A 24,953-nucleotide genomic window follows, 5' to 3' on the forward strand; every position below is an offset into this window, starting at 1 on the left:
GAAAGCCGCTCATCTGCTGCTTCCTTAACTGACAGGCATTAGGACAAGCCCCCTCCCACACTTAGACCGTGCGCGGCTCAGATCACCCGCACATCATCGGCCTGAGGCCCCTTCTGACCTTCCTTGACCTCGTATTCCACCTGCTGCCCTTCTTCGAGGGTTTTAAAGCCATCACTCAGGATTGAGGAATAGTGGACAAAGATATCGGAGCCGCCCCCCTCCGGCGTGATAAACCCAAAGCCTTTTTCCGCGTTAAACCATTTAACCGTGCCCGCTGCCTTTGCCATCGCCTTACTCCCACTGCTCTTTTGCCTAGTCAAACGCAGCCGTGCACGGGCTGGCTACTGTCAAAGTTGACAGGTAGGGAGCGGTTTACGACGAGCGGTTATACGTTAAATGACTAGCCAATCAGGCGTCGCGGCGCAATTCCGGCGGAATCGGCAGGTCTTTGAGCGGATCCGGCCGCTTGCCCTTGCCCGCCCGGTATTGGCGAATCTGATAGACATACGCCAACACCTGGGCCACGGCCAGGTAAAGCCCGGCCGGGATTTCCTGGTCGAGTTCAGTGGAATAGAAGATCGACCGCGCCAACTCCGGCGACTCCAACAGCAGGATGTCGTTGGCCACCGCAATCTCACGGATTTTCAACGCGGTAAAGTCACTGCCCTTGGCCAGCAACATCGGCGCGCCGCCCTTCTCCGGGTCGTACTTGAGGGCCACGGCGTAGTGGGTCGGGTTGGTGATGACCACGTCGGCGTCGGGCACCGAGGCCATCATCTTGCGCTGGGACATTTCCCGCTGCAGTTGGCGAATGCGTTGCTTGACCTCGGGGCGACCTTCCTGGTCCTTGTGTTCGTCGCGCACTTCCTGCTTGGTCATCAGCAGTTTCTTGTGGCTTTCCCACAGCTGGATCGGTGCATCGATGGCCGCGATGATGATCAGCCCGAGGGCCATCCACAGCGCGCTCCAGCCCACCACCTGCACGCTGTGGATGATCGCCGACTCCAGCGGTTCATGGGCGATGCGCAACAGGTCATCAATGTCCGACGTCAATACCACCAGCGCCACGACCAGAATCAGGATGAACTTGGCCAAGGCCTTGAGCAGCTCTATCAACGCCTTGGCCGAGAACATGCGCTTGAGCCCCGCACCCGGGTTCATCCGGCTGAACTTGGGCGCCATGCTGCCGGCGGCAAACAGCCAGCCGCCCAAGGCCACCGGGCCGATCAGCGCAGCCAGCAGCAAGGTGATCAACACCGGCTGCACCGCCAGGATCGCGATTTTGCCCGAGTGCAGCAGGTACTGGCCCATGGCGCCGGGGCTGAGCAGCACTTCGCGGGGCAAGGTGAAGTTGAGCTTCATCAGCTCCATCAGATCCAGCGCCAGGCCACCGCCATAGATCAGCAAGGCGCCCGCTCCGGCCATCATAGTGGCGAAGGTGTTGAGCTCTTTGGAGCGCGCAATCTCGCCCTTTTCCCTGGAGTCCTTTTTACGTTTCTCCGTGGGGTCTTCTGTTTTGTCCTGACCACTCTCGCTTTCGGCCATGGCTTAGCGCGCCCGTGCCAGATCACGTAAGAACTGCAAGGCGTCGGTCGCCAGCGGTTGATACTGATTGAGAATGTCGGCCAGGCCGATCCAGAAAATCCCCATGCCCAACACCAGGGTCAAGGGGAAGCCGATGGAGAAGATGTTCAACTGCGGCGCCGCACGGGTCATCACGCCAAACGCGATATTGACCACCAGCAGCGCGGTGATCGCCGGCAGCACCAGCAACAGCGACGCGCCCAATACCCAACCGAGGCGTCCGACCATTTCCCAGAAGTGATTGACCACCAGCCCCGAGCCCACCGGCAAGGTGGTGAAGCTCTCGGTCAGCACTTCGAACGCCACCAAGTGGCCGTTCATGGCCAGGAACAGCAAGGTCACCAGCATCGTCAGGAACTGCCCGATCACCGCCGCCGACACGCCGTTGGTAGGGTCGACCATGGACGCGAAGCCCATGCCCATCTGGATCGAGATGATTTGCCCGGCAATCACGAACGCCTGGAAAAACAACGTGAGGGAAAACCCCAGCATGGCGCCGATCAGGATCTGCTCGGCAATCAGCAGCAGCGCACTCAGGTCGATGGCATTGACCGGCGGCATCGGTGGCAACCCTGGCACGATCACCACGGTAATCGCCACTGCGAAATACAGGCGCACGCGGCGTGGCACCAGGGTCGTGCCGAACACCGGCATGGCCATCAGCATCGCCGTCACGCGAAACAGCGGCAAGATGAAAGACGCCACCCAGGTGCTGATCTGGACGTCGGTCAAGGCCAACAAAGACTGCATCGGGTCAGCCGATCAACTGCGGAATACTGCCGTACAACTGCAGGATGTATTCCATGAAGGTTTGCACCAGCCACGGGCCGGCGACGATCAGGGTGATCAGCATCACCAGCAGACGTGGCAGGAAGCTCAAGGTCTGTTCGTTGATCTGGGTCGCGGCCTGGAACATCGCCACCAGCAGGCCGACCAACAGGCTCGGCACCACCAACACGGCGACCATCATGGTGGTCAGCCACAGCGCTTCACGGAACAGGTCGACGGCGACTTCTGGCGTCATGGCGCTATACCCCTCCGAAACTGCCGGCCAGCGTGCCGATAATCAGCGCCCAGCCGTCCACCAGCACAAACAGCATGATCTTGAACGGCAACGAAATAATCAGCGGCGACAGCATCATCATACCCATGGCCATCAGCACGCTCGCCACCACCAGGTCGATGATCAGGAACGGGATAAAGATCATGAAGCCGATCTGGAATGCAGTCTTCAATTCCGAAGTGACGAACGCCGGCACCAGGATGGTCAGCGGCGCCTGATCCGGGGTGGCGATGTCGGTGCGCTTGGACAAACGCATAAACAACTCAAGGTCGCTGGAGCGGGTTTGTGACAGCATGAAATCCTTGATCGGGCCCTGAGCCTTGTCGATGGCGTCCTGGGCCGTGAGTTTTTCCGCCAGGTACGGTTGCAGGGCTTGCTGGTTCACCTTGTCGAACACCGGCGCCATGATGAACAGCGTCAGGAACAGCGCCATGCCGGTGAGGATCTGGTTCGACGGCGTCTGCTGCAGGCCCAGGGCCTGGCGCAGGATCGAGAACACAATGATGATCCGCGTAAAGCTGGTCATCAGCATGACGAACGCCGGGATAAAGCTCAGCGCGGTCATGATCAGCAGGATCTGCAGGCTGACCGAGTACTCCTGCGCGCCCGCCGCATTGGTGCCCAAGGTGATCGCCGGGATCGACAACGGGTCGGCGGCCATCGCCAGCGGCGCGGCCAGCAACAGCATGAGCGTCAATAAAACGCGCATTACTTCTTATCCTTCTGATCCTTGCCCAGCAACTCCATCAGGCGCTGGGCGAATTCTGGCGTGGCGGGTTGGGACGAATCCACATTCACCGGGGTCTTGAGCACATGCAGCGGGGTGATACGCCCCGGCGTCAGGCCCAGCAGGATCTGTTCCTCACCCACCTGCACCAGCACCAGCCGATCACGTGGGCCGAGGGCGCGGGAGCCGACCAGCTCGATCACCTGGCCATTGCCCGGGCCGACGCGCTGCACGCGGCGCATCACCCAGGCCAGCACGAAGATCAAGCCGACCACCAGCAACAGGCCCAGCACCAACTGCGTCAGTTGCCCGCCGAGGCTCGCCGGGGCGGCGGCCGTCGCCTGCGCCACGGGCTCCGCCGCCAGAACGTCCAATGGCAGCGTCGCCAACAGTCCTACCATCAGCCGTTTCATATCAGCGCAACTTCTTGATGCGTTCGCTCGGGCTGATCACGTCGGTCAGGCGGATGCCGAACTTCTCGTTGACCACCACCACTTCGCCGTGGGCAATCAGGGTGCCGTTGACCAACACGTCCAGCGGCTCACCGGCCAGGCGATCCAACTCGATCACCGACCCCTGGTTGAGTTGCAGCAGGTTGCGGATGTTGATTTCGGTGCTGCCCACTTCCATGGAGATCGATACCGGAATGTCGAGGATCACATCCAGGTTCGGGCCGTCGAGGCTTACCGGGTCGGTGTTCTTCGGCATGCTGCCGAATTCTTCCATCGGCAGGCGGTTGCCCGCCGGCGCGGTGGCGGCGTCAGCGGCCAGCAGCGCGTCGATATCGTCCTGGCCAGCATCGCCGGTTTCTTCCAGGGCAGCCGCCCATTCGTCAGCCAGGGCCTGGTCTTCGGCGGAAGTGTTTTCGTGTTCGGTAGCCATTACATGTCCTCGGCGAAGCAAACATTCATAAATAGGGATTAGCGGCGGTTGATCGGCTCAACCACTTGCAGCGCCAGGTTGCCCTTGTGGGAACCCAGCTTGACCTTGAACGACGGCACGCCGTTGGCGCGCATGATCAGTTCGTCCGGCAATTCCACCGGGATCACATCCCCCGGCTGCATGTGCAGGATGTCCCGCAGGCGCAATTGGCGACGGGCCACGGTGGCACTCAGCGGTACATCGACGTCCAGCAGGTCTTCGCGAAGGGCCTTGACCCAGCGCTCGTCCTGGTCGTCGAGGTCGGACTGGAAACCGGCGTCGAGCATTTCGCGCACCGGCTCGATCATCGAATACGGCATGGTCACGTGCAGGTCGCCGCCGCCGCCGTCGAGTTCGATGTGGAAGGTGGACACCACGATGGCTTCGCTGGGGCCGACGATGTTGGCCATGGCCGGGTTCACTTCCGAGTTGATGTACTCGAAGTTGACTTCCATGATCGCCTGCCAGGCTTCCTTCAAGTCGATGAAGGCTTGCTCCAGCACCATGCGCACCACCCGCAGCTCGGTAGGCGTGAACTCACGGCCTTCGATCTTGGCGTGACGGCCGTCGCCGCCGAAGAAGTTGTCCACCAGCTTGAACACCAACTTGGCGTCGAGGATGAACAACGCAGTGCCGCGCAGCGGCTTGATCTTGACCAGGTTGAGGCTGGTGGGCACGTAGAGCGAGTGCACGTATTCACCGAACTTCATCACCTGCACGCCGCCCACCGCCACGTCCGCCGAGCGGCGCAGCATGTTGAACATGCTGATACGGGTATAACGGGCGAAACGCTCGTTGATCATCTCCAGGGTCGGCATGCGCCCACGGACGATGCGATCCTGGCTGGTCAGGTCATAACTTTTGACGCTGCCGGGTTCGGCAGCCATTTCGGTCTGTACCAGACCGTCGTCGACGCCGTGGAGCAACGCGTCGATTTCATCCTGGGACAGCAGGTCTTGCACGGCCATGTCGTGTTCCTACTGCAATACGAAATTAGTGAAGAGCGCCTGCTCGACCACGACTTTGCCAAGCTCTTTCTGGGCCACTTCCTGCACGCTGGCAGTGACCTTCTGGCGCAGCATTTCCTGGCCCACCGGGGTGGCCAGGGTGTCGAAGCTCTGCCCGGAGAACAGCATCACCAGGTTGTTGCGGATCACTGGCATGTGCACCTTGAGGGCCTCCAGGTCCGACGGGTTACGCGCCAGCAAGGTGATGCTCACCTGCAGGTAGCGTTGACGACCGTTTTGATTGAAGTTGGCGACAAAGGCCGGAAGCATCGGTTCGAAGATTGCCGGTTGCTTGACGTTAGTGGCGGTTTCGGCGGCGGGGGCCGATTTGCTGGCACTGCTGTGCATGATGTACCAAGTGCCACCCACCGAGGCGCCGATGGCCAGGAGCAGGCCTACGACTATCAACAGGATAAGCTTGAGCTTGCCTTTGCCTGCGGGTGCTTTTGCTGCGTCGTCGCTCTTCGCCATGCCAATAATCCGTCACTATTCGGGGATTCATAGATCTACGGAAAGGCAAGAGCAAGTGTTATGCCAGAGTTGTCTGGCAATCGGAGACTATGGGGCAACACAAATCAAATGTGGGAGGGGGCTTGCCCCCGATAGCGGTGGGTCAGTCAAGAAATTTGCTGCTGACACACCGCCATCGGGGGCAAGCCCCCTCCCACATTTTGTCCTGGGCCAGGCTTAGGGTCAGGCGTAGTAGTCGACGGCGCTGGAGCCGATCACAGTAGATGTCACTGGTGCGACCGCTTCAGCGACCTCGACATGGGAACCACTGTCGCTATCCCCGCCACGCCCAGCATTACCACGCACACCTTGTGTCTGCGCCTGCTGCTGTTGCTGCTCCTGGCCACGGGACTGGTCTGACACATTCACATCCACCTGCCCCATACCCTGCTGGGCGAACATTTCCCGCAAGCGACCCGACTGGCTTTCCAGCGCTTCACGCACCACCGGGTGGGCGCTCATGAAATTGACCTGGGCCTGTTGGTCGGCGGTCATGTTGACCTTGATATCCAGGCGACCCAATTCAGCGGGTTGCAACTGGATCTCCGCCGACTTGAGGTTGGCGCTGGACAGGTACATCACGCGGTTGACGATTTCGTCGGTCCAGCCGCTCTGGTGCATGGCCAGTGGCGTGTTGGTCACCGGCGGCAAGGCATTGGCGGTCTTCGGCGTGGCGGCCTGGGTCAGCGCGGCCAGGCGGTTGGCGAAGTCATCCACGCGCGTGTCGCTGCTGGCGTTCTTCAAGTCCTTGAGGCCGTCTTCGATCAGTCCGCTGAAAGCTTTGTCGCCGCCATCGGTGCTGTCCTTGGTGGCCTGCTGGTCGACCATATTGGCCAGGCCAGCGGCGAAATTCTGCGCGGCGGTCGGCTGATCCAGGGCCGGCGGCGGTGCGCTCTTGACCGGGGCCTGGCTGCTGGCCGACACGTGACCACCCTGCTCCATGGCCAGGCGCACGGTGGGCATGGCATCCAGCGGGTCGGCTTCGGGATCGAAGGCTGGCGTGGCTTCGTCGGTTGCAGCAACCGGCGCGGTGGCGACTGGCTGGGCCTTGTCATCCTTGGCAACTGGGGCTGGCGTCGGGGTTTCCACCGGAACCGGCACGGCCACCGGGGTGACGGCGGCAATGATCGCCGGATCCACGACAGGATCAGTCGGCGGCTGTTGCGCCAGGGTCGGGTCGACGGGAGCGTCGTCGTCCTTGTTGGCGCTGTCGTCGGGCTTGGCAGGCAAGGTATTGCCGCTATCGGCAACCGCTGGCTTGTTGGCGGCAGGCTTGTCGTCACTGGCAGCCGGTTTGGCGCTGGTGTCGGCGGGCTTGTCACGCGAGGGTTTGGCCGTGCTTTCGTCAGTCTTGACCGAGGGTTTTGGACCCTGGTTGGCGAACACCTGAGCGAAGCCAGGGCCCTTGTCCCGTGGGTCCGCAGCCGCCACCGGTTGATTGGCGGCGGGCGCTTGAGGCTTGGCCGCGGGGGCAGCCTGAAGGAGCGAATTCGGGGCGACTGGCATAGGTAAAGGTCTCCACTGCATGGGGATCGGGGATGCAGTAACTGGAGGTAGAGCAAGAGTTGGGCCAGGTTTTTGGGGGATTGCGCTTTCTACATGTATGAGAGCCCCCTCCCACATTTGATCTCTGAACGACCCACCTGACCGGTCTGCTCTAAGGCGCGAGCTCAAACCCCAAACCGCTGCCGCTCCAACTCATACATCGGCCGAACCACCGCAAACTCCCGATCAATCTGATCCACCAACGCCCCAAGGTCCGCCGCAGCCTCAACCGACTCAGCCTCGAGCCGCTGACACAACTGCGCCAACCGCACCGCCCCAAGGTTGCCACTGCTGCCCTTGAAACTATGGGCAATCCGCCCCAGCGCCTGGGCATCGTCCCGCGCCTTGCGCAGCGCTTCGACGCGCTTTTGCGAATCATCGAGAAAGGTATCGAGCAACTTGGGATACTCGCCTTCCATGACCTCCTGCAAACCCGACAACACTTGCGGGTCCAGATGAATATCAACCACTTGCTCGCTCCTTGATCAAGAATCGGCGGATTATGCCAGAGCCTCCCAGCAAAACTCCACGCAGACACTGCGCCCGCCGTCGGACCAGCCTACCGCGCTGCTCAGCTGACGTACCAGGCTCAAGCCTCGACCTGACAGGCGGTCGATATCCACAGGCCGCGCCAGCATTTTTTCCACGTCAAACCCCGCGCCGCTGTCTTCAATGTGCAGGATCATCTTGCCGCCCGCCGCCATGGGCACCACCTCCACATGCACGCGGATGTAGCCGCTGTCCAACTGCGCCAGCCGCTCATTACGTTGGCGGTAATACTCGGCAAACCCGTGGGCATCACGCTTGAGCCGCGAATCCAGGCCCAGCACGCCATGTTCCAACGCATTGGAATACAACTCGGCCATGACGCTATAAAGCGCCCCGCTCTGGCCGCGCAGCCCGTGGATCTCCAGCAGCAATTGCAGCAGGTATGGCAAGGGGTTGTAGCACTTGAGCGTCTCGGCGCGAAACTCGAAACTCACCGCCCAATCCACCGGCGACGATTGGCCGCTGTCGGCATACACCGGCCCCGACGAATGCAAGGACAGGTCCGACGCCAGCGTGATCTCCACCATGCTCACGTCATCCCGCGCTTCACCACGAAACGCGGCCAGGGCCTGCTCGATGTCTTCGAACAACCGGTCGGGCTCTCGATTGGCGGCAAATACCTGCTGCAAGCGTGCGGCGCCGAACAACTGGTCATTGCCGTCGGCAGTATCCAGCACCCCGTCAGACAGCAGGAACACCCGGTCGCCCAGCGCCATCGGCCACACGTCGGTGCGGTCATCAAATGCCTCGGCCGACAACACGCCCAACGGCAAATGCCGCGACACCAACGGCGTGCGCTTGCCGCTGGCGACCTCATGCACATAGCCGTCGGGCATGCCGCCGTTCCACACCTCGACCACCCGCCGCTGCGCACTCAGGCACAACAATGTCGCGCAACAGAACATGTCCACCGGCAGGATGCGCTTGAGCTTGGCGTTCATCTCCCGCAGGGTCTGCGCCAAACCGTAGCCCTTCGCAGTCATGCCGTAGAACACTTCGGCCAGGGGCATCGCCCCCACCGCCGCCGGCAAGCCGTGACCGGTGAAATCGCCAAGCAACACATGCATGTCGCCGGACGGCGTGTAGGCCGCCAGCAGCAGGTCACCGTTGAACAGCGCGTAGGGCGATTGCAGGTAGCGGATATTCGGCGCGGCGTTGATACAACCGGAGTGCGCCACCTTGTCGAACACCGCCTTGGCCACCCGCTGCTCATGCAGCAGGTAGTCGTGATGCCTGGCGATCAGGTCGCGCTGCTGCAATACCGTCGCTTGCAGGCGACGCAGGCGGTCCATGGCGTTGATCTTCGCCGCGAGAATCAGTTGGTTGTAGGGCTTGGGCAGGAAGTCATCACCACCGGCATCCAGGCACTGGGCTAGGGCTTCGCTCTCGCGCAGGGAGGTGAGGAAGATGATCGGCACCAGCGCCTCCCCCGCCAATTGCTTGATGCGTCGCGCGGCCTCAAAACCGTCCATCACCGGCATCAACGCATCCATTAATACCAATTGCGGCCGCTCGCGGGTGAACACCTCCACGGCTTGCGCGCCGTTGGTGGCAGTCAGTACCTGGTGGCCCTGGCGCCGCACGATGGTCGACAAAAGCAACAGGTCGGCGGCGCTGTCTTCGGCGATCAGGATGGTCAGCGACTCAGGAATGGGGGCCAGGCCGCTCAACTGATGTCGAACAGTTTGTCGAAGTTGGAGATACCGAGGATCTTGCGCACATCGGAGTTGCTGTTGATCACGCGGATATCGGCGTCGTCACCGCCGGCGTGATCGCGCAGCAGCAAGAGCATGCCGAGGGCGGAGCTGTCGAGGTAGGTGGCTTCTTTCAAGTCCACGACGATGGCGTCGGGCTTGGGGTAGATGCGTTCGTAGACTTCACGAAAATGCTGGTGACTGCTGAAATCAAACCGGCCCTTGATGGCGATGGTCAATTTTTTCCCGTCCGGGGACACTTCAGGAACGACTGACATGCGACTGCTTCCTTGTCATTGGCAATGACACAAGGTTTAGCAGGTGAACCGAATGCGGGCAACACCACAAATCAAATGTGGGAGGGGGCTTGCCCCGGATGGCAGTGTGTCAGTCACTGCATTCGTAGCTGACCCACCGCTATCGGGGGCAAGCCCCCTCCCACATTTTTAGTACTGCCAAGGCTGTTAGTACTGCGATTGGCGTGGAAGACGCTGGGACAACTCATCCATCAACTTCTGCTCACGCTTATCCTCAACCGCCCGCGCTTCATCGATATAGCGCTGCACCAACTTGCGCAAGCCTTCGACCCGTGCAAACGCCGCCTGCCAGCTCTCCCGCGCGCGATCAAGGTTGGTCTGGTGCCACGCCAGGCTCTGGCGCTGCTGATCCACCGCCGTCTCAAGCTGGTTGAGAAAGCCCTGGTAACCCATCAGCCATTGCCCCGACACGCCTTGAGTGCCGCGCTCGATCCATTGCTGCTGATACTCTCCGCGAAAGCGCTCCAGGTCGCCCAGCTTGCTCTCGGCCAACCGCACCTGGCCCTGGAAATAACCCAGGCGCTGCACCGCGGTCTTTTCGGCTTTCTCGGCCATGTCGACCACCGGCGCCAGGCGTGAAGAACGGGTACTGGCCATGGCTTAGCCCCCCGGGGCCGGGGCGAAGATCGAACCCAGGTGCGCTTCGCTTTCGCCCATGCTGATCTTGTCGTTAAGCCCCTGGCGCAGGTAGGTCACCAGTTGCGGTTGCAGGGCAATCGCCAGGTCGGTCTCGCGATCACCGCCGGCCACATAAGCGCCCACGCTGATCAAGTCGCGACTCTGCTGATACCGCGACCACAATTGCTTGAACTGCTGCGCACGGGCCATATGTTGCGGCGTAACCACCGACGGCATCACCCGGCTGATGGACGCTTCGATATCGATGGCCGGGTAATGCCCCTCTTCGGCCAGGCGCCGCGACAGCACGATGTGACCGTCGAGCACGCCCCGCGCCGAGTCGGCAATCGGGTCTTGCTGGTCATCGCCTTCGGACAGCACGGTGTAGAACGCGGTGATCGAACCACCACCGGCCTCGGCATTACCGGCGCGCTCCACCAACTTCGGCAGTTTGGCGAACACCGACGGCGGATAACCTTTGGTGGCTGGCGGCTCGCCGATGGCCAGGGCGATTTCCCGCTGGGCCTGGGCGAAACGGGTCAACGAATCCATCAGCAACAGAACGTTCTTGCCCTTGTCGCGAAAATATTCGGCGATGCGCGTGCAGTACATCGCGGCGCGCAAACGCATCAAGGGCGCGTCATCCGCGGGGGATGCGACGACCACCGAGCGCTTGAGGCCTTCTTCGCCGAGGCTGTGCTCGATAAATTCCTTCACCTCACGGCCCCGCTCGCCGATCAGCCCCACCACGATAATGTCGGCCTCGGTAAAGCGCGTCATCATGCCCAGCAACACCGACTTACCCACGCCGGTACCGGCAAACAGGCCCAGACGCTGGCCACGGCCCACCGTCAATAATCCGTTGATGCTGCGAATGCCCACGTCCAGCGGCACGCTGATGGGGTTACGGTTGAGAGGGTTGATGGTGGGGCCGTCCATCGGCACCCAATCTTCGGCCTTCATGCCGCCCTTACCGTCCAGCGCACGACCGGCGCCATCCAGCACACGACCGAGCATGCTCATGCCCATGGGCAAGCGGCCGGTGTCGGCCAACGGCACTACGCGGGCACCGGGGGCGATACCCGCCAGGCTGCCCACGGGCATCAGGAAAATCTTGCTGCCGGAAAAGCCCATCACTTCGGCTTCGACCTGCACCGGGTGATAGCTGTCGTCGTTGATCACCATGCAGCGGCTGCCCATGGCAGCGCGCAGGCCTTCGGCTTCGAGGGTCAGGCCGACCATGCGCAACAGGCGCCCTTCGAGGATCGGCTGGCCCGGCAACTCGGTGGCCTCGGCGTAGCTGCCCAGGCGCTTGGCGAAGCTGGTGCGATCAAGGCGCATCGGGGGCGTCCAGGTCCACGCTCAGGTCAGGCTCGGCGGGGTTCAACACCTGTTCGTGAGCCTGGTCCAGCAACTTGGCCATGATCTGGCTGATGCGGGTTTCCACGGTGGCATCGATGCGGCTGTGTTCGGTCTCGACGCGGCAACCACCAGGCTGCAACGCGGCGTCCTCGACGATGCGCCAGGTTTCTTCATGGCGCTCGCGCAGGGCTTTGACCTGTTCGAAATCCTGCGGATTGATGTACAGCCGCACATTGCCGACGCCCAGGGGCAGCAGCTTGAGGGCCTCGCGCATCACGCTTTCGATATGGCTGGAGTCCAGCACCAGTTCACGCTGGATCACCTGGCGGGCGATGTGCTCCACCAGGCCAACCATGGCTTTTTCGAGTTGCGAATCCTGCTCGGCAATCGGGTCGAATAAGCCGCGCATCAGCCGCTCCAGGCTACCCAGCTTTACGCCAAGCGCCGCCTCAGCTTCCTGGCGCACCTTGAGGGTAGAGCTGCGAAACCCGTCCTTTTCACCAGCGGCAAAGCCTTCGTTGTAGGCCTCCTGACGGATGGCCTCCACCTCTTCCAGGGTCAGTGGCTGGACTTCTTCCAGCGGCACTTCTTCGGATTCCACCGGCAACTCTTCCACCGGCTCAGGCTCGGGCTCCGGCACATGGGGGTCGAAGCTGGGCAACGACCAGATGTCGAACCCGCCGACATCCCGTGCGCGAATCAGATCGCTGGGCGCCTCATCTTTGTTCGACATGCCAGGCGCCTTAGATCATTTCTTCGCCGCCCTTCCCGCCGAGAACGATTTCTCCGGCTTCGGCCATACGGCGGGCAATGGTGAGGATTTCTTTCTGCGCGGTTTCCACGTCGCTGACGCGTACCGGGCCCTTGGCTTCGAGGTCGTCGCGCAACAGCTCGGAAGCACGTTTGGACATGTTCTTGAAGATCTTCTCCTTGACGCCTTCGTCGGAACCCTTGAGGGCCAACACCAGCACGTCGGACGAGACTTCGCGCAGCAACGCCTGGATGCCACGGTCGTCGACATCGGAGAGGTTGTTGAACACGAACATCAGGTCTTCGATCTGGCCGGACAGGGTGTCGTCGATCTCGCGGATCGAGTCCATCAACTGGCCTTCGACCGAGCTGTCGAGGAAGTTCATGATGTCGGCCGCACGCTTGATACCACCCAAAGTGGTGCGCGAAGCGTTGGAGTTGCCGGAGAACTGCTTCTCCAGGATCGTGTTGAGTTCTTTCAGCGCCGCCGGCTGCACGGTGTTCAGCGACGACACGCGCAGGATGATGTCCAGGCGCACTTTATGGTCGAAGTGGCCGAGTACTTCACCGGCCTGGTCCGGGTCGAGGTAGGCCACCACGATGGCCTGGATCTGCGGGTGTTCGTAGCGGATCACGTCGGCAACGGCGCGCGGTTCCATCCACTTGAGGCTGTCCAGGCCGCTGGTGTTGCCACCCAACAGGATGCGGTCGATCAGGCCGTTGGCCTTGTCTTCGCCCAGGGCCGAGGTGAGCATCTTGCGGATGTAGCTGTCGGAGCCGACGCCCAGGCTGGTCTGGTCGCCGACGATCTCGACGAACTCGCTCATCACCTGTTCGACTTGCTCACGGTGCACATTGCGCATCTGCGCCATGGCCACGCCGACGCGCTGGACCTCTTTAGGGCCCATATGGCGCAGCACTTGGGCGGCGTCGGTTTCACCGAGGGACAGCAGCAAGACTGCGGCTTTATCGACCTTGGTGAGCTTGGCAACAGCGGCTCGATTATCACTCATCTGCGTTGATCCACTCTTTCACGACCTGGGCCACACGGCCCGGGTCTTCTGCCACCAGACTCTTGATTGCGTTCAGCTGAGCGTCGTAACCCTCGCTCGGGCTTGGCAACAGGATGCTTTGCGGGCCGCCGAGGCTCACGCGGTCGTTGGCCAGTTCGCCGTCCAGGCCGCCCATGCCACCCAACTCGACGTCGCCACCGGCCAGGGCCAGCTGTTTCTTGCCATTGCCGGTGATGTTGTTGAGCACCGGACGCAGCACGCCGAACACCAGCACCAGGATGAACAACACCCCCAGCACTTGCTTGACGATGTCCCAGAACCACGGCTGGGTGTAGAACGCCGCTTCGGCGATCACTTCGCCACGCTCGGCGGAGAACGGCATGTTGATCACGCTGACACTGTCGCCACGGCTGGCGTCAAAACCGACGGCGTCCTGCACCAAGCGGGTGAAGCGCGCCAATTCGTCGGCGCTCCATGGGGCACGGGTAATGGCGCCGTCCGCAGGGTTGACCTTGACCTGGTCATCGACCACCACCGACACCGACAGGCGATTGACGCGGCCTTGTTGCTGCTTGGTGTGGCTGATGGAACGGTCGAGCTCGAAGTTCTTGGTGGACTGGTTACGCTTGTCCGACGGGTACGGCGCGAGCATGGGCTGGCCGGTGGCCGGGTCCATGATCTGCTGACCATTGGCGTCCAGCAGCGGCTGGCCTGGCTGGATCGCGCCCGCAGTAGCGGCAGCGCCACCGGTGGTTTGCGGCGCCGTGGCCGGGGCTGGCGGCTGGTTGCTCAGGGCGCCCGGCACACCTTGCGGACCATTGCTGGCGGTGCGCTGTTCGTTGGTCGACTGCTCACTGCGCAAGGCCGGCTGGTCGGGGTTGAACTGCTCGGAAGTCGACTCGACCGCGCTGAAATCCACATCGGCGGAGACTTCGGCCTTGTAGCGGTCGTTGCCCAGTACCGGTTGCAGGATGTTGTGCACACGCTGGGTCAGCATGCTTTCCATGCGGCGGCTGTAGTCGAACTGCTTGCCGGCCTGGGTCAGCGCCGAGTTCTCGGCCATGTCGGACAGCAGGTTGCCCTTCTGGTCCACCACGGTAATTTGCGACTTGCTCAACTCGGGGACGCTGGTCGCCACCAGATTGACGATGGCCAGGACCTGGCCAGGCTCCAGGGAGCGGCCGGCAAACAGTTCCACCAATACCGAAGCGCTGGGTTTGCGTTCATCACGTACAAACACCGAGCTTTTCGGAATGGCCAGGTGCACGCGGGCGCCCTTGACGTTGTTCAGGCTGGAGATGGTGCGGGCCAACTCGCCTTCCAGGCCACGACGGTAGCGGGTGGCTTCCATGAACTGGGAAGTGCCCAGGCCCTGGTCCTTGTCGAGGATTTCAAAACCGATGTTGCTGTCGGACGGCGTCACGCCAGCCGCTGCGAGCTTCATGCGCGCACGGGCCACGTCGTCGGCCTTGACCAGCAAGGCGCCGGAGTTGGGCTCTACGGTGTAGGCGATATCGGCGGCCGCCAGGGTTTCCATGATCTGCTTGGAATCCATGCCCGCCAGGCTGCCGTACAGCGGCCGGTAATCGGGTTGCTGCGACCACAACACCACGGCAAAACCAATCGCCACGCTGGCCGCCAGGCCGACCATCAGGCCCACCTGACGCAACATGGTCATTTCGGAGAGATTTTCCAGGAACGACAGGCCAAACAGCGGCGGCTTGCCGTCTGCCTTGGCGGGTGCGTTGTCCACGACTGCTTCTGCCATGACTTAAATCTCGTCCTTAAACCGGCATCTGCATGATGTCTTGGTAAGCCTGAACCAGCTTGTTACGCACCTGGGTCAAGGCCTGGAAGGAGACGCTGGCCTTTTGCGAGGCGACCATCACGTCGGTGAGGTCCACGCCGCTCTTGCCGATTTCGAAGGCGTTGGCCAACTGACTGGAGGCTTGCTGGGTATCACTGACTTTATTGATCGCCGAACCCAGCATGTCGGCAAAACTGCTTTGGCCCAATTCCGGCGCTGGCGCGACGGATTTCGGTTGTGCCATGGCTTCCATTTGCATGGAGCGCATATCCAACATCAACCGATTGAACTCAATACCCTGGCTCATGACCTTCTCTCTCCGACAACCCGCATGTTTTTTGACGCTACGCCGCAATTACCCAGGGAGGTAGCAACAAGGGTGCCAGCTCTGTATCAATCCGTAAGAAAAGGCGACAAACTTTGTCGTTCTCGATACCGATCAGGTAGCGAACAGATACGCTTCCACGTCCATGCCGGCATCGCGCATCTGCGCCAGCTTGTAGCGCAGGGTGCGTGGGCTTATCCCCAAGCGCTCGGCGGCCTCTTTACGGCGGCCACGTTCAGCGCGCAGGGTGTCGATGATCATCTGGAATTCACGGCGACGCAGGTCGTCGCCCAAGGCACCGGCCGATTCCGCCTCGGCCACCACCGGCGCAGGCGCCAAGGCGGGGAGTGGCGCGGCGCCGCTGCCCATGGCCAGGCAGAAATCCTGGGGCTGGATCAAACCGCCCTGCTGCAAAATCAGCGCGCGCTGAATGGCGTTGTCTAATTCCCGCACATTGCCCGGCCACGGATAGCCGATCAGACAGGCCTGGGCCTCGGCCGACAGGCGCGCCTGGGCGTGCTTCATTTTTTTGACGTGGTTGTTCAGCAGGCGCTCGGCCAGCGGGATGATGTCCGCCGGGCGCTCACGCAATGGACGCCAGGCCAGCGGGAATACCGACAACCGATAGAACAAATCTTCACGGAAGCGCCCCGCCGCCACTTCACCCGCCAGATCGCGGTTGGTAGTGGCGACCACGCGGATATCCAGCTGGATCGGCTTGCGCGCGCCAACACGTTCTACTTCACGCTCTTGCAGCACCCGCAGCAGCTTGGCTTGCAGGCCCAGGGGCATTTCGGAAATTTCGTCGAGCAGGATGGTGCCGCCGTCGGCCTGTTCGAACTTGCCGGCCTGGGCCGCGATGGCGCCGGTGAACGAGCCTTTTTCATGCCCGAACAGGGTGGCTTCGAGCATGTTGTCGGGGATCGCCGCGCAGTTGATCGCAATAAACGGTTGCTTGGCGCGGCTCGATTGCTGGTGGATATAGCGCGCCAGCACCTCCTTGCCGGTGCCGGACTCGCCGGAAATCAACACGGTGGAATCGCTGCGCGCCACGCGGGCGGCCAGCTCCAGCAATTGCGCACTGGCCGGCTCGAAGGCAATCGGGCCTTCGCCTTCGACTGCCGGGAGCACGCCCAGGGCATGCCGCGCCACCAGTTCGATCAAGGCTTTTGGCTCAAAGGGTTTGACCAGGTAGTCCGCCGCGCCCTGGCGCATGGCGTCGACCGCCCGCTCCACCGCACCATGGGCGGTCATCAACAGCACCGGCAACTGCGGCTGGCGTGCACGCAGCAAGCCGAGCAACTGGTGCCCGTCCATGCCCGGCATATTCACGTCGCTGACCACCAGGCTGAATGACTCTTGCTCGACCGCTTCCAAGGCCTCCTCGGCAGAACCCACCGCCCGGTAATCATGGCCCGCCAACAGCAGCGTGTCGGCCAATGCTTCACGCAGCGCGCGGTCGTCTTCTACCAATAAAACCTTGATTGCCATGTTCGTTTACTCCGCGCTTGCCGCGCCTGAAAACAGCGGCAAGGTCATCAATGCACAGGTGCCACGCCCCAAGCGGGAATGCAGCTGCAATTCTCCCTGATGGGCACGCGCCACGGCCTTGACCACGGTCAGGCCCAGGCCGGTTCCGTTGGTCTTGGTGGTGAAAAAAGGTTCGCCCAGGCGCTGCAACACCGCCGGCTCAATCCCGCTGCCGCTGTCGCTGATGCACAGGCGCAGGGTTTGCCCACGGCTGTACAGGTGCACCTTGAGCCGCGCGCCGGGCCCGCTGGCCTGGGTGGCGTTTTCGATCAGGTTGAGCAAGGCGCCCACCAACGTGTCGCGGTTGCACAGCAGTTCGCCGAGGTGGCTGTCGCACTGCCAGCGCACTTGGGATTCTTGAATATGCGTGGCGGCCGCCGCTTGCAGGGCCTGCATCAGTTCGGAAGGCGTGATGCGGTCGGTCAGCGGCAATTCGCCACGGGCAAACACCAACATGTCGCGCACTTGGTGCTCCAGTTCATGCAGGCGCTCCTTGAGGCGACCGGCGAAGCGCTGCTGCGTCGATGCCGGCAATTGCTCATCAGTCAAATGACTGGCGTAGATCAACGCCGCCGACAGCGGCGTTCGGATTTGATGCGCCAAAGAAGCGACCATCCTGCCCAGGGACGACAAACGTTCATGCCGCGCCAACTGGTCTTGCAAGTGACGGGTTTCAGTCAGGTCGTTGAGCAACACCAACTGGCCGGGCTCGGCGTCCAGGGAACGGGTGGCGATGGACAGGCGGCGCCCGTCCTTGAGGGAGATTTCATGACCGTCGTCTTCACGCGGCGCAAAGCAGCGGGTGATGACGTGGCGCCACAGCTCGCCTTCCAGCGGCAGGCCGAGCATGTCGCAGGCTGCCGGGTTTGCCTCACGCACGCGGCCTTGATCATCAATGACGATCACGCCACCGGGCAACAGCGACAGCAGGTTTTGCAGACGGTTGGCCAGGCGCTCTTTCTCCGCCAGCTCTTCCATACGCTGGGCACTGACCACGGCCAGTTCGCCTTTAAGCTCGGAGACCCGGGCTTCCAGCAGGCTGTAGGAGTCAGTGAGTTGGCTCGACATCTGGTTGAACAGCGAAAAGGCCTGTTCCAGGCCGTGACGGCTCAGCTGTTCTGCAGTCGGGACAGGTCCCTGGGTATCAGGGACCGAAGATAGTTGGGCGGCGTGGGGCATCATGCTCTCTCGCTTGGCTGACCGTCAGTTAAACGGAACGTTGCGAGGGCTGTAGCAATACCCGTGCCGAAAAAAAACCGCTGATTAATCAGCGGCTTGAAAAACAGGCGTCAATCATCCGCCTGTTCATCACCTTCTTTGCGGCTCATGCCGTACTTGCGCATCTTCTCCACCAGGGTGGTGCGACGAATACGCAGGCGCTCGGCGGCACGGGCGACGATGCCGTTGGCGTCGTCCAATGCCTGTTGGATCAGGCCTTGTTCCAGGTTGCCGAGGTAGTCCTTCAGGTCCAGGCCTTCGGGCGGCAGCATGGCGGTGGAACCGAAGTCCGGCGTGTGGCCGTTGATCGCAACGCGCTCTTCCATGTCGCTGCGCAGGCTGTCCACCAGTTGCTCGTCTTCGTCATCGACGTAGCGGAATTTCTTCGGCAACTCGACCACGCCGATCACCCCGTACGGGTGCATGATCGCCATGCGCTCCACCAGGTTGGCCAGCTCGCGGACGTTGCCCGGCCAGCCGTGACGGCACAGGGACATGATCGCGGCGGAGTTGAAGCGGATCGAGCCGCGCTTTTCGTGTTCCATGCGCGAGATCAGTTCGTTCATCAGCAACGGGATGTCTTCCACGCGCTCACGCAGCGGAGCCATCTCGATAGGGAATACGTTGAGGCGGTAGTACAGGTCTTCGCGGAAGCTGCCGACCTCGATCATGCTTTCGAGGTTCTTGTGGGTGGCCGCGATGATGCGCACGTCGACGCTCTGGGTCTTGTTGCTGCCCACACGCTCGAAGGTGCGCTCCTGCAATACGCGCAGCAGCTTGACCTGCATCGGCAGCGGCATGTCGCCGATTTCGTCGAGGAACAGGGTGCCGCCGTTGGCCAACTCAAAACGCCCGGCACGGCTGGTGATCGCCCCGGTAAAGGCGCCCTTCTCGTGACCAAACAGTTCGCTTTCCAGCAGCTCTGCCGGGATCGCCCCGCAGTTGACCGGCACAAAAGGCCCGTCGCGGCGCTTGGAGTGGTAATGCAGGTTGCGCGCGACCACTTCCTTGCCGGTGCCGGACTCGCCAAGGATCAGCACACTGGCGTCGGTATCGGCCACCTGCTGCATCATCTGGCGCACGTGCTGGATTGCACGGCTGGTGCCGACGAGGCTGCGGAACAGGTTGGGTTCGCGGTGACGACCGCGCTCGCGGGCCTGGTCGTACATCTCGCGATAGACCTGGGCGCGGTGCAGGGAGTCGAGCAATTTGCTGTAGCTGGGCGGCATTTCCAGGGTGGACAGCACCCGGCGGCGCTGGTCTTCCGGCAGGTCGATAGAAGAAATATCGCCCATTAGCAAAACCGGAAGGAACTCATCCCAGGTGGACAGTGTCTTTAACAAGCCCAAAACAGCGCCAGGAGCGTTTACGGTCCCGATCAGCACACAAATGATTTCACGGCTCGACGACAATGAGCTGACCGCCTGCTGCCAATCATGGCTGCCGCAGGGCAGATTTTCTTCGCCAAGAAAATTCAAAATCACCGCTAAATCGCGGCGGCGAACGCTATCGTCATCAATCAGCAGAATTTTGGTTTCACGCCACATGCAATAGCAACTTCCCTAGTAAAACTTCCTGCCCCAGAGTGAGGGCAATCGAGACGCCTGTAAGACTTTGTACCTTACTAGACGTCTGAAATCTGAAAACAGCACTAGTTAAGTCAAAAATGCTGGCACAGTCAAATATATGACGCACCGTTCGGACCAACTGGGGCTATTCAGCCGAACAGATGGTAAACCTTTGACGCATTTTTCGCTTGGTTGATCTGCGACATCTCTTCGAAAATCGCCTGTCTTTCGCCGGTCGTCACCTCAAGCAATTGCTGATAAACCGCCAGCAGGCTTTCCAGCTTCTCGCGCAGCGCATCTTCGTCCACCGGCGGCTCGCTGAGCACTTCATCGATCGCCGCACGACAACCCATATCCAGCTCGCCGACGGCATCCCAATTGCGATCCGCCAACGCACCTATCAGGGCTTCGCGGGCGTCATCGATGCGTTGCAGTGCTTGGCTCATGATGTGTACCTCAAGGCGGTGCGCCTTATTGTGGAGCGATGGCATCCCAGCCACTTTTCACAGTAATCAGCAGGCGTGCGACTTCGTCGATGATTTCCGGATCGTTGCTGGCGTTGGCTTGGGCCAATCGCGTGTTCATGTACTCGTAGAGGCTGTCCAACTGCTGGATAGCGGCCGGGTCTTCAGCCTTCTCTTCATCCAGCCCCTGGCGCAGGCCGGTGATGATGTCGATCGCCTTGGTGATCAGCACGCACTTCTGCGCGATATCACCACGAGACATCGCACCCTTGGCCTGTGCCAGGCGATCAAGACCACCCTCCAACAGCATCTGGATCAGGCGATGAGGGCTGGCCTCGGACACTTGAGCGTGGGAATTGACCTTCTGGTACTGGCGAAGGGCTCTCATCGGATTCATCTTGCTACCTCGTTAAAACGCCGCTGGCGAGTAGGTTTGCGCTTACCAGTTTCTCGACCGCAGCGCCAAAAACTTTAACGTCTATGAAAGCCAGGGAGGGGCGGATCACCGCCCTGCCCCTTAGGTCGACTTCGGATTGTTCAGCGAGTTGAGCGTGGTCATGATGCTGGAGCTGCTCGCGTTGATCTTGGCAATCAAGGTATCCATGGCGGTGTATTTGGCGCTCAGCGAGAGCTGCAACGCGTCCATACGACGATCCAGATCCGCTTGCTGGGTGGTCAGGTCGCTGAACTTGGTATTCAGGTCCGTAACCCGCGATGCGAGCGTACCGGTGGTCCCGACATAACTGTCCGTGGCTTTGTTCATGCGCGAGATCAGACCGCTGTCACCGGTGAACAGCTTGGCAATATCGGTCGGGTTCTTGGCGACTGCCGCGTCCCACTGTTTATCGTCCAAGGTCAGCAGTCCGGTTTTCTGATCAGTGGTAATGCCCATTTGCGACAGGCTGCTGATCGCACCGCTACCGGAGCCATTGACCAACTCACTGCGCAACGACGACACCAGGTCACGCATCGACGCATCACCGGTCAATGCACCGGCCGTGGTGGTCGCTTGGTCGCCGGTGGCGGTAACCTTGGTCTGCGCGTTGATGGCGGTCATCAGCGTGTTGTAGGCGCTGACGAAGGACTGCACCGACGTCTTCAACGTCGCCGGGTTGCTGGCCACAGTGATGGTGGTCGACTTGTTGGCTTCCGTCGGCGCAACCAGTTCCAGGCTCACACCGCTGATTGCAGACGTGACGGTGTTACTGGTGGACTCCATCGCAATACCGTCGATGGAGTACTTGGCATTCTGCGCAGCCGGGCCTGCCGTGTAGCTGGCCGCCAGATCAGAATCGCCGCTCAAGGTGATATCTGTGCCGACACCACTGGTAGTGGAGCCGATTACCAGGCGCGCACCACTGGCGTCACTCAGGACGTTGGCGCTGATACCCTGGGCCGACAGCTGGGTATTGATAGACTCTCGCACCTGTTGCAGGGTCGAACCACCCGTGATGATCACGTTGTAGCTCTTGCCCGACTGGTTGATGGTCAGCGTCTGGTTCTCTTCACCAGGGTTGGCTACGGCAGCCGCACCGGTAAACAATTTGCTGGTGACCTTCGAGGAGGTGGCCAGGCTATCCACTACCAGGGTGTATTTGCCACTGGAAGCGCCATCGCCGAGGGTAGCCTTGACGGTCTTGTCATCGGAGGTGGTGGCAGCCAGGCCGTTGAACGAAGCGGCGCTGTTCAACTTGGTGATCGCCGTCCGATAGGCTTCAAGCGCGCTCTTGACCGAGCCAACAGCCGACAGCTGAGTGGTGGCATCGGCTTGCGCCTTGGTGATCTGGGACTGCTTGGGGGCTTTTTCAGCCGCCACCAGCGCCTTCACAATACCTTGGGTATCGTAGCCCGAGCCCGGGCCGGTAATCGTTGAACTCGCCATTTGTTCTTCTCCTGTCCTGTGGCTGCCGCTTTCTTGGCGCAGTGTCGCCTATCCGGCAATCAGAAACATGTTTCGTGCCAACTCAAGCCTTGCTGTCAAACAACAGGCTGCCGGCTTTGCTCAGGTCCTGCGCCAATTTCAGCGCAGTCTCGGATGGAATCTGTCGAATCACTTCACCGCTGTCGGTGGCGATCACTTTGACCACGACACGACCGGTGGAGTCGTCGATTGAAAAGTCCAGGTTTCGCTGGGAAGCCTGCACGAACTCACGCATATCGGTGACTGCTTTTTCCAGCGCCATGCGCTGCGGCTCTGCAGTGGAGCCAGTGGTCGTCTCGTTTGCTGTGCTGACTTGCGTCGCAGCCGCGACAGAAGCCTGCGTGGTGCCAGCCGGGTAAGACGCGTTCAGCTTAATGCTCATGTCCATGTCGTCACCTCAAAACTGAAAAAACGGAAGGGCACGTAGACGCACCCTCCCGTTATCTAACCGCTACCGATATTACTGAAGCAGTTTCAGTACAGCGGAGCCCAGCTGGTTAGCCTGGGACAGGATCGCGGTGGATGCTTGTTGCAGGGTTTGTTGCTTGGTCAGTTCAGCGGCTTCGGAAGCGAAGTCGGCGTCCTGTACGCGGCTACGGGCTGCGGTGGAGTTTTCAGTGATGCTTTGCAGGTTGGCCACGGTGCTGTCGAAACGGTTCTGAACCGCACCCAACTGGGAACGCTGGCTGTCTACTTGTTGGATCGCACCTTCCAGAGCCTGGATGGTTTGCTGAGCGCTGGCAGCGTTCAGGATGCTCAGGTCGGCAACGGTGGTGTCCATTTTGGTAGCGGTGGTCGGCGCGGCAGCGGCAGCGGTCAGACCCAGGGTCGCCAAGCCAGTACCTGCACTGCCATCAGCAACAGTGATGTCCTTGGTGGAGAACAGGTTCAGGGTGTTGTCAGCGTTTTTGCTGGCAGTTACACCAGTGCTGGCGCTGTTGATGGACGAAACGATGTCTGCCATTGTCGAACCAGCGGTGAACTTAACTTCGGTGCCGTTCAGGCTGACCGAGGTAGCAGCAGCGAGCTTGGCTTCGGTAGTACCAGCCGACAGCCCCAGTTTAGCCAGTGCACCGGCACCACCGTTGGCAGCAACACCAGTACCGTTACCCAGCTTGATTGCCTTGCCATCAGCCGAAGCCAGTTCCAGACGACCGTCAGCGGATACAGAAGCAGTAACGCCGAACTTGTTGGTGGTGTTGGAGGTGTTGATTTTGCCAGCGATAGCGGCCAAGTCGTCACCAACAGCGAATGCAACGTTGGTGCCGTTGACGTTGATTTCAGCAGCAGCAGTCAGCTTGCCTGGAACGGCAGGAGTAGTAGTGGTTACACCACCAGAAGCAGTAGCAGTGCCCAGGCCGGAAGTAGTGGTACCAGTGATGGCGATCGCGGAGTTCGAAGTCAGTACGATCGAAGTACCGGTTTTGCTAGCGGTAACACCAGTGATACCAGCGCCATTGATGGCAGTGATGGTAGCGTCAATGTCCGCGCCGTTAGCAACGTTTACGTCGGTGCCATTGATTTTGAACGTTTCAGCACCGGTAGGAGCAGCGTAAGCAGCACCAGTCTGAACAAACGGAGTGGTGGTCGAAGTTGCTGGAGTGCCGCCTGGCAGAACAACAGCGTTACCAGTTACGGAAGCCGACAGAGTGGTAGTAGTACCATCCAGCTTGGCTTCGCTGTAAGTCCCCTTCAGGCCGGTAGCGCTCAGGTCGCTCATGCCGAAAGAGATAGTCTGGTTAGCGTCAGAACCGATCTGGAAAGCAACGTTCTGGAACGAACCGTCCAGCAGGTTACGACCACCGAAGGTAGTGGTTTGGGCGATACGGGTCAGCTCACCGGATTTAGCGGTGAATTCTTGTTGCAGGGAAGCACGGTCAGCGTCGCTTTTATCACCGTTCGCGGACTGCAGAGCCAGTTCACGCAGACGTTGCAGAATGTTGGTCGACTCTTGCATCGCGCCTTCAGCGGTCTGGGCGATGGAAGTACCGTTGTTGGCGTTGGCGATGGCAACGGTCATGCCTTTAACCTGAGAGGTCAGACGGTTGGCGATCTGCATGCCAGCGGCGTCGTCTTTGGCGCTGTTGATTTTCAGGCCGGAAGACAGGCGAGTCATCGAGGTGCTCAGAGCATCACCGGCTTTGTTCAGGTTTTTCTGAACGGACAGGGAAGTGATGTTGGTGTTTACTGTTAAAGCCATGACGAAATCCTCGTGGGGTTGTTTACTGCGGCTTCCGGCCCTGGCAACCGCCGGGTGTGGCCTAGAGAACCTTCGTAATAGTTATCGTCGTGTGTGCCGGTTGCTTGAGGATTTTTTTTGATTTTTTTAATGGCGCCGTGCCACCCCTTGCAATTCAAGGGCTTACGCAGAGGCCAAACCCCGGTTTCATTGGATTTTCTGGCGCCAAATAAAAAACGCCGATGATCTCTCGATCATCGGCGTTTTTTATGCAGGCTATT

At 60.9% G+C, this 24,953-nt stretch carries 27 protein-coding genes; all 27 read right to left on the minus strand.

Going from position 1 to position 24,953, the window contains the following annotated elements; genetic code table 11:
• Window positions 1-77 precede the first annotated feature (77 nt).
• On the minus strand, window positions 78-287 hold the full coding sequence (cspE, locus tag DYL61_RS21765; protein WP_135310041.1) for a transcription antiterminator/RNA stability regulator CspE: 210 nt from the start codon (window positions 285-287) through the stop codon (window positions 78-80).
• Between the two features lie 121 nt (window positions 288-408).
• Window positions 409-1,545, minus strand: coding sequence for a flagellar biosynthesis protein FlhB (gene flhB / locus DYL61_RS21770; RefSeq protein WP_135310042.1), 1,137 nt, complete (start codon window positions 1,543-1,545; stop codon window positions 409-411).
• A 3-nt stretch (window positions 1,546-1,548) separates the two neighbouring features.
• A complete protein-coding gene (gene fliR / locus DYL61_RS21775; protein ID WP_105694874.1) occupies window positions 1,549-2,334 on the minus strand; it encodes a flagellar biosynthetic protein FliR in 786 nt (261 codons plus the stop codon).
• A 4-nt stretch (window positions 2,335-2,338) separates the two neighbouring features.
• A complete protein-coding gene (gene fliQ, locus DYL61_RS21780) occupies window positions 2,339-2,608 on the minus strand; it encodes a flagellar biosynthesis protein FliQ (protein ID WP_003214552.1) in 270 nt (89 codons plus the stop codon).
• A gap of 4 nt (window positions 2,609-2,612) precedes the next feature.
• Window positions 2,613-3,356 (minus strand): flagellar type III secretion system pore protein FliP, encoded by a 744-nt coding sequence (gene fliP, locus DYL61_RS21785; RefSeq protein ID WP_105694873.1) that lies wholly within the window; start codon window positions 3,354-3,356, stop codon window positions 2,613-2,615.
• On the minus strand, window positions 3,356-3,787 hold the full coding sequence (gene fliO, locus DYL61_RS21790) for a flagellar biosynthetic protein FliO (RefSeq protein ID WP_135310043.1): 432 nt from the start codon (window positions 3,785-3,787) through the stop codon (window positions 3,356-3,358). The genes fliP and fliO overlap by 1 nt, the downstream gene beginning before the upstream one ends.
• A gap of 1 nt (window position 3,788) precedes the next feature.
• Window positions 3,789-4,256, minus strand: a complete 468-nt coding sequence (gene fliN, locus DYL61_RS21795) for a flagellar motor switch protein FliN (protein WP_135310044.1) — start codon at window positions 4,254-4,256, stop codon at window positions 3,789-3,791.
• A 38-nt stretch (window positions 4,257-4,294) separates the two neighbouring features.
• Window positions 4,295-5,263, minus strand: a complete 969-nt coding sequence (gene fliM, locus DYL61_RS21800) for a flagellar motor switch protein FliM (protein ID WP_029292532.1) — start codon at window positions 5,261-5,263, stop codon at window positions 4,295-4,297.
• 9 nt (window positions 5,264-5,272) lie between these two features.
• Window positions 5,273-5,773 (minus strand): flagellar basal body-associated protein FliL, encoded by a 501-nt coding sequence (gene fliL / locus DYL61_RS21805; protein WP_135310045.1) that lies wholly within the window; start codon window positions 5,771-5,773, stop codon window positions 5,273-5,275.
• A 222-nt stretch (window positions 5,774-5,995) separates the two neighbouring features.
• Window positions 5,996-7,318, minus strand: coding sequence for a flagellar hook-length control protein FliK (locus DYL61_RS21810; protein WP_135310046.1), 1,323 nt, complete (start codon window positions 7,316-7,318; stop codon window positions 5,996-5,998).
• Window positions 7,319-7,482: 164 nt separating this feature from the next.
• Window positions 7,483-7,827, minus strand: coding sequence for an Hpt domain-containing protein (locus tag DYL61_RS21815; RefSeq protein WP_135310047.1), 345 nt, complete (start codon window positions 7,825-7,827; stop codon window positions 7,483-7,485).
• 30 nt (window positions 7,828-7,857) lie between these two features.
• Window positions 7,858-9,576: an ATP-binding SpoIIE family protein phosphatase gene (locus tag DYL61_RS21820; RefSeq protein ID WP_135310048.1), complete on the minus strand. Its 1,719-nt coding sequence runs from the start codon at window positions 9,574-9,576 to the stop codon at window positions 7,858-7,860.
• Window positions 9,573-9,878 (minus strand): STAS domain-containing protein, encoded by a 306-nt coding sequence (locus DYL61_RS21825; protein WP_105694866.1) that lies wholly within the window; start codon window positions 9,876-9,878, stop codon window positions 9,573-9,575. The genes DYL61_RS21820 and DYL61_RS21825 overlap by 4 nt, the downstream gene beginning before the upstream one ends.
• A gap of 186 nt (window positions 9,879-10,064) precedes the next feature.
• Complete coding sequence (gene fliJ / locus DYL61_RS21830) at window positions 10,065-10,514, minus strand: flagellar export protein FliJ (protein WP_135310049.1); 450 nt, start codon at window positions 10,512-10,514, stop codon at window positions 10,065-10,067.
• Window positions 10,515-10,517: 3 nt separating this feature from the next.
• Complete coding sequence (fliI, locus tag DYL61_RS21835) at window positions 10,518-11,876, minus strand: flagellar protein export ATPase FliI (RefSeq protein WP_105694864.1); 1,359 nt, start codon at window positions 11,874-11,876, stop codon at window positions 10,518-10,520.
• Window positions 11,866-12,630, minus strand: a complete 765-nt coding sequence (fliH, locus tag DYL61_RS21840) for a flagellar assembly protein FliH (RefSeq protein WP_135310050.1) — start codon at window positions 12,628-12,630, stop codon at window positions 11,866-11,868. Before fliH ends, fliI begins: the two co-directional genes overlap by 11 nt.
• A 10-nt stretch (window positions 12,631-12,640) precedes the next feature.
• Window positions 12,641-13,660 carry a flagellar motor switch protein FliG gene (gene fliG / locus DYL61_RS21845; RefSeq protein WP_010563975.1) on the minus strand — a complete coding sequence of 340 codons (1,020 nt, stop codon included), beginning with the start codon at window positions 13,658-13,660 and terminating at the stop codon, window positions 12,641-12,643.
• Entirely contained in the window at window positions 13,653-15,428 is a 1,776-nt protein-coding gene (gene fliF / locus DYL61_RS21850; protein ID WP_105694862.1) for a flagellar basal-body MS-ring/collar protein FliF, read from the minus strand. The genes fliG and fliF overlap by 8 nt, the downstream gene beginning before the upstream one ends.
• Window positions 15,429-15,444: 16 nt before the next feature.
• Complete coding sequence (fliE, locus tag DYL61_RS21855) at window positions 15,445-15,774, minus strand: flagellar hook-basal body complex protein FliE (protein WP_105694861.1); 330 nt, start codon at window positions 15,772-15,774, stop codon at window positions 15,445-15,447.
• 132 nt (window positions 15,775-15,906) lie between these two features.
• Window positions 15,907-17,283: a sigma-54-dependent transcriptional regulator gene (locus tag DYL61_RS21860; protein WP_135310051.1), complete on the minus strand. Its 1,377-nt coding sequence runs from the start codon at window positions 17,281-17,283 to the stop codon at window positions 15,907-15,909.
• Window positions 17,284-17,289: 6 nt separating this feature from the next.
• Window positions 17,290-18,501, minus strand: a complete 1,212-nt coding sequence (locus tag DYL61_RS21865; protein ID WP_135310052.1) for a sensor histidine kinase — start codon at window positions 18,499-18,501, stop codon at window positions 17,290-17,292.
• Between the two features lie 110 nt (window positions 18,502-18,611).
• Entirely contained in the window at window positions 18,612-20,087 is a 1,476-nt protein-coding gene (locus tag DYL61_RS21870; RefSeq protein WP_135310053.1) for a sigma-54 dependent transcriptional regulator, read from the minus strand.
• Window positions 20,088-20,257: 170 nt separating this feature from the next.
• Entirely contained in the window at window positions 20,258-20,554 is a 297-nt protein-coding gene (locus tag DYL61_RS21875; protein WP_135310054.1) for a flagellar protein FliT, read from the minus strand.
• A 25-nt stretch (window positions 20,555-20,579) separates the two neighbouring features.
• Entirely contained in the window at window positions 20,580-20,969 is a 390-nt protein-coding gene (gene fliS / locus DYL61_RS21880; protein WP_135310055.1) for a flagellar export chaperone FliS, read from the minus strand.
• A gap of 120 nt (window positions 20,970-21,089) precedes the next feature.
• Window positions 21,090-22,454 carry a flagellar filament capping protein FliD gene (fliD, locus tag DYL61_RS21885; RefSeq protein ID WP_135310056.1) on the minus strand — a complete coding sequence of 455 codons (1,365 nt, stop codon included), beginning with the start codon at window positions 22,452-22,454 and terminating at the stop codon, window positions 21,090-21,092.
• Window positions 22,455-22,536: 82 nt separating this feature from the next.
• A complete protein-coding gene (locus DYL61_RS21890) occupies window positions 22,537-22,881 on the minus strand; it encodes a flagellar protein FlaG (RefSeq protein ID WP_135310057.1) in 345 nt (114 codons plus the stop codon).
• A gap of 72 nt (window positions 22,882-22,953) precedes the next feature.
• Window positions 22,954-24,693 carry a flagellin N-terminal helical domain-containing protein gene (locus DYL61_RS21895; protein ID WP_135310058.1) on the minus strand — a complete coding sequence of 580 codons (1,740 nt, stop codon included), beginning with the start codon at window positions 24,691-24,693 and terminating at the stop codon, window positions 22,954-22,956.
• Between the last annotated feature and the right edge of the window lie 260 nt (window positions 24,694-24,953).

This window comes from Pseudomonas nabeulensis, assembly GCF_004682045.1.
In the GTDB taxonomy this organism is placed as follows: Bacteria; Pseudomonadota; Gammaproteobacteria; order Pseudomonadales; family Pseudomonadaceae; genus Aquipseudomonas; species Aquipseudomonas nabeulensis.

Bases quoted from the DNA above. Each gene is read 5' to 3' on its own strand.
- fliF (WP_105694862.1), bottom strand. From the start codon at position 15,428: ATGGCAGAAGCAGTCGTGGACAACGCACCCGCCAAGGCAGACGGCAAG.
- fliH (WP_135310050.1), bottom strand. From the start codon at position 12,630: ATGTCGAACAAAGATGAGGCGCCCAGCGATCTGATTCGCGCACGGGAT.
- fliM (WP_029292532.1), bottom strand. From the start codon at position 5,263: ATGGCCGTGCAAGACCTGCTGTCCCAGGATGAAATCGACGCGTTGCTC.
- fliO (WP_135310043.1), bottom strand. From the start codon at position 3,787: ATGAAACGGCTGATGGTAGGACTGTTGGCGACGCTGCCATTGGACGTT.
- flhB (WP_135310042.1), bottom strand. From the start codon at position 1,545: ATGGCCGAAAGCGAGAGTGGTCAGGACAAAACAGAAGACCCCACGGAG.
- fliS (WP_135310055.1), bottom strand. From the start codon at position 20,969: ATGAATCCGATGAGAGCCCTTCGCCAGTACCAGAAGGTCAATTCCCAC.
- fliN (WP_135310044.1), bottom strand. From the start codon at position 4,256: ATGGCTACCGAACACGAAAACACTTCCGCCGAAGACCAGGCCCTGGCT.
- fliL (WP_135310045.1), bottom strand. From the start codon at position 5,773: ATGGCGAAGAGCGACGACGCAGCAAAAGCACCCGCAGGCAAAGGCAAG.
- fliJ (WP_135310049.1), bottom strand. From the start codon at position 10,514: ATGGCCAGTACCCGTTCTTCACGCCTGGCGCCGGTGGTCGACATGGCC.
- fliE (WP_105694861.1), bottom strand. From the start codon at position 15,774: ATGAGCCAGGGTATTGAGTTCAATCGGTTGATGTTGGATATGCGCTCC.
- fliI (WP_105694864.1), bottom strand. From the start codon at position 11,876: ATGCGCCTTGATCGCACCAGCTTCGCCAAGCGCCTGGGCAGCTACGCC.
- DYL61_RS21890 (WP_135310057.1), bottom strand. From the start codon at position 22,881: ATGGACATGAGCATTAAGCTGAACGCGTCTTACCCGGCTGGCACCACG.
- DYL61_RS21895 (WP_135310058.1), bottom strand. From the start codon at position 24,693: ATGGCTTTAACAGTAAACACCAACATCACTTCCCTGTCCGTTCAGAAA.
- fliR (WP_105694874.1), bottom strand. From the start codon at position 2,334: ATGCAGTCTTTGTTGGCCTTGACCGACGTCCAGATCAGCACCTGGGTG.
- DYL61_RS21810 (WP_135310046.1), bottom strand. From the start codon at position 7,318: ATGCCAGTCGCCCCGAATTCGCTCCTTCAGGCTGCCCCCGCGGCCAAG.
- fliP (WP_105694873.1), bottom strand. From the start codon at position 3,356: ATGCGCGTTTTATTGACGCTCATGCTGTTGCTGGCCGCGCCGCTGGCG.
- fliG (WP_010563975.1), bottom strand. From the start codon at position 13,660: ATGAGTGATAATCGAGCCGCTGTTGCCAAGCTCACCAAGGTCGATAAA.
- DYL61_RS21870 (WP_135310053.1), bottom strand. From the start codon at position 20,087: ATGTGGCGTGAAACCAAAATTCTGCTGATTGATGACGATAGCGTTCGC.
- DYL61_RS21875 (WP_135310054.1), bottom strand. From the start codon at position 20,554: ATGAGCCAAGCACTGCAACGCATCGATGACGCCCGCGAAGCCCTGATA.
- DYL61_RS21865 (WP_135310052.1), bottom strand. From the start codon at position 18,501: ATGCCCCACGCCGCCCAACTATCTTCGGTCCCTGATACCCAGGGACCT.
- cspE (WP_135310041.1), bottom strand. From the start codon at position 287: ATGGCAAAGGCAGCGGGCACGGTTAAATGGTTTAACGCGGAAAAAGGC.
- DYL61_RS21825 (WP_105694866.1), bottom strand. From the start codon at position 9,878: ATGTCAGTCGTTCCTGAAGTGTCCCCGGACGGGAAAAAATTGACCATC.
- fliD (WP_135310056.1), bottom strand. From the start codon at position 22,454: ATGGCGAGTTCAACGATTACCGGCCCGGGCTCGGGCTACGATACCCAA.
- DYL61_RS21860 (WP_135310051.1), bottom strand. From the start codon at position 17,283: ATGGCAATCAAGGTTTTATTGGTAGAAGACGACCGCGCGCTGCGTGAA.
- fliQ (WP_003214552.1), bottom strand. From the start codon at position 2,608: ATGACGCCAGAAGTCGCCGTCGACCTGTTCCGTGAAGCGCTGTGGCTG.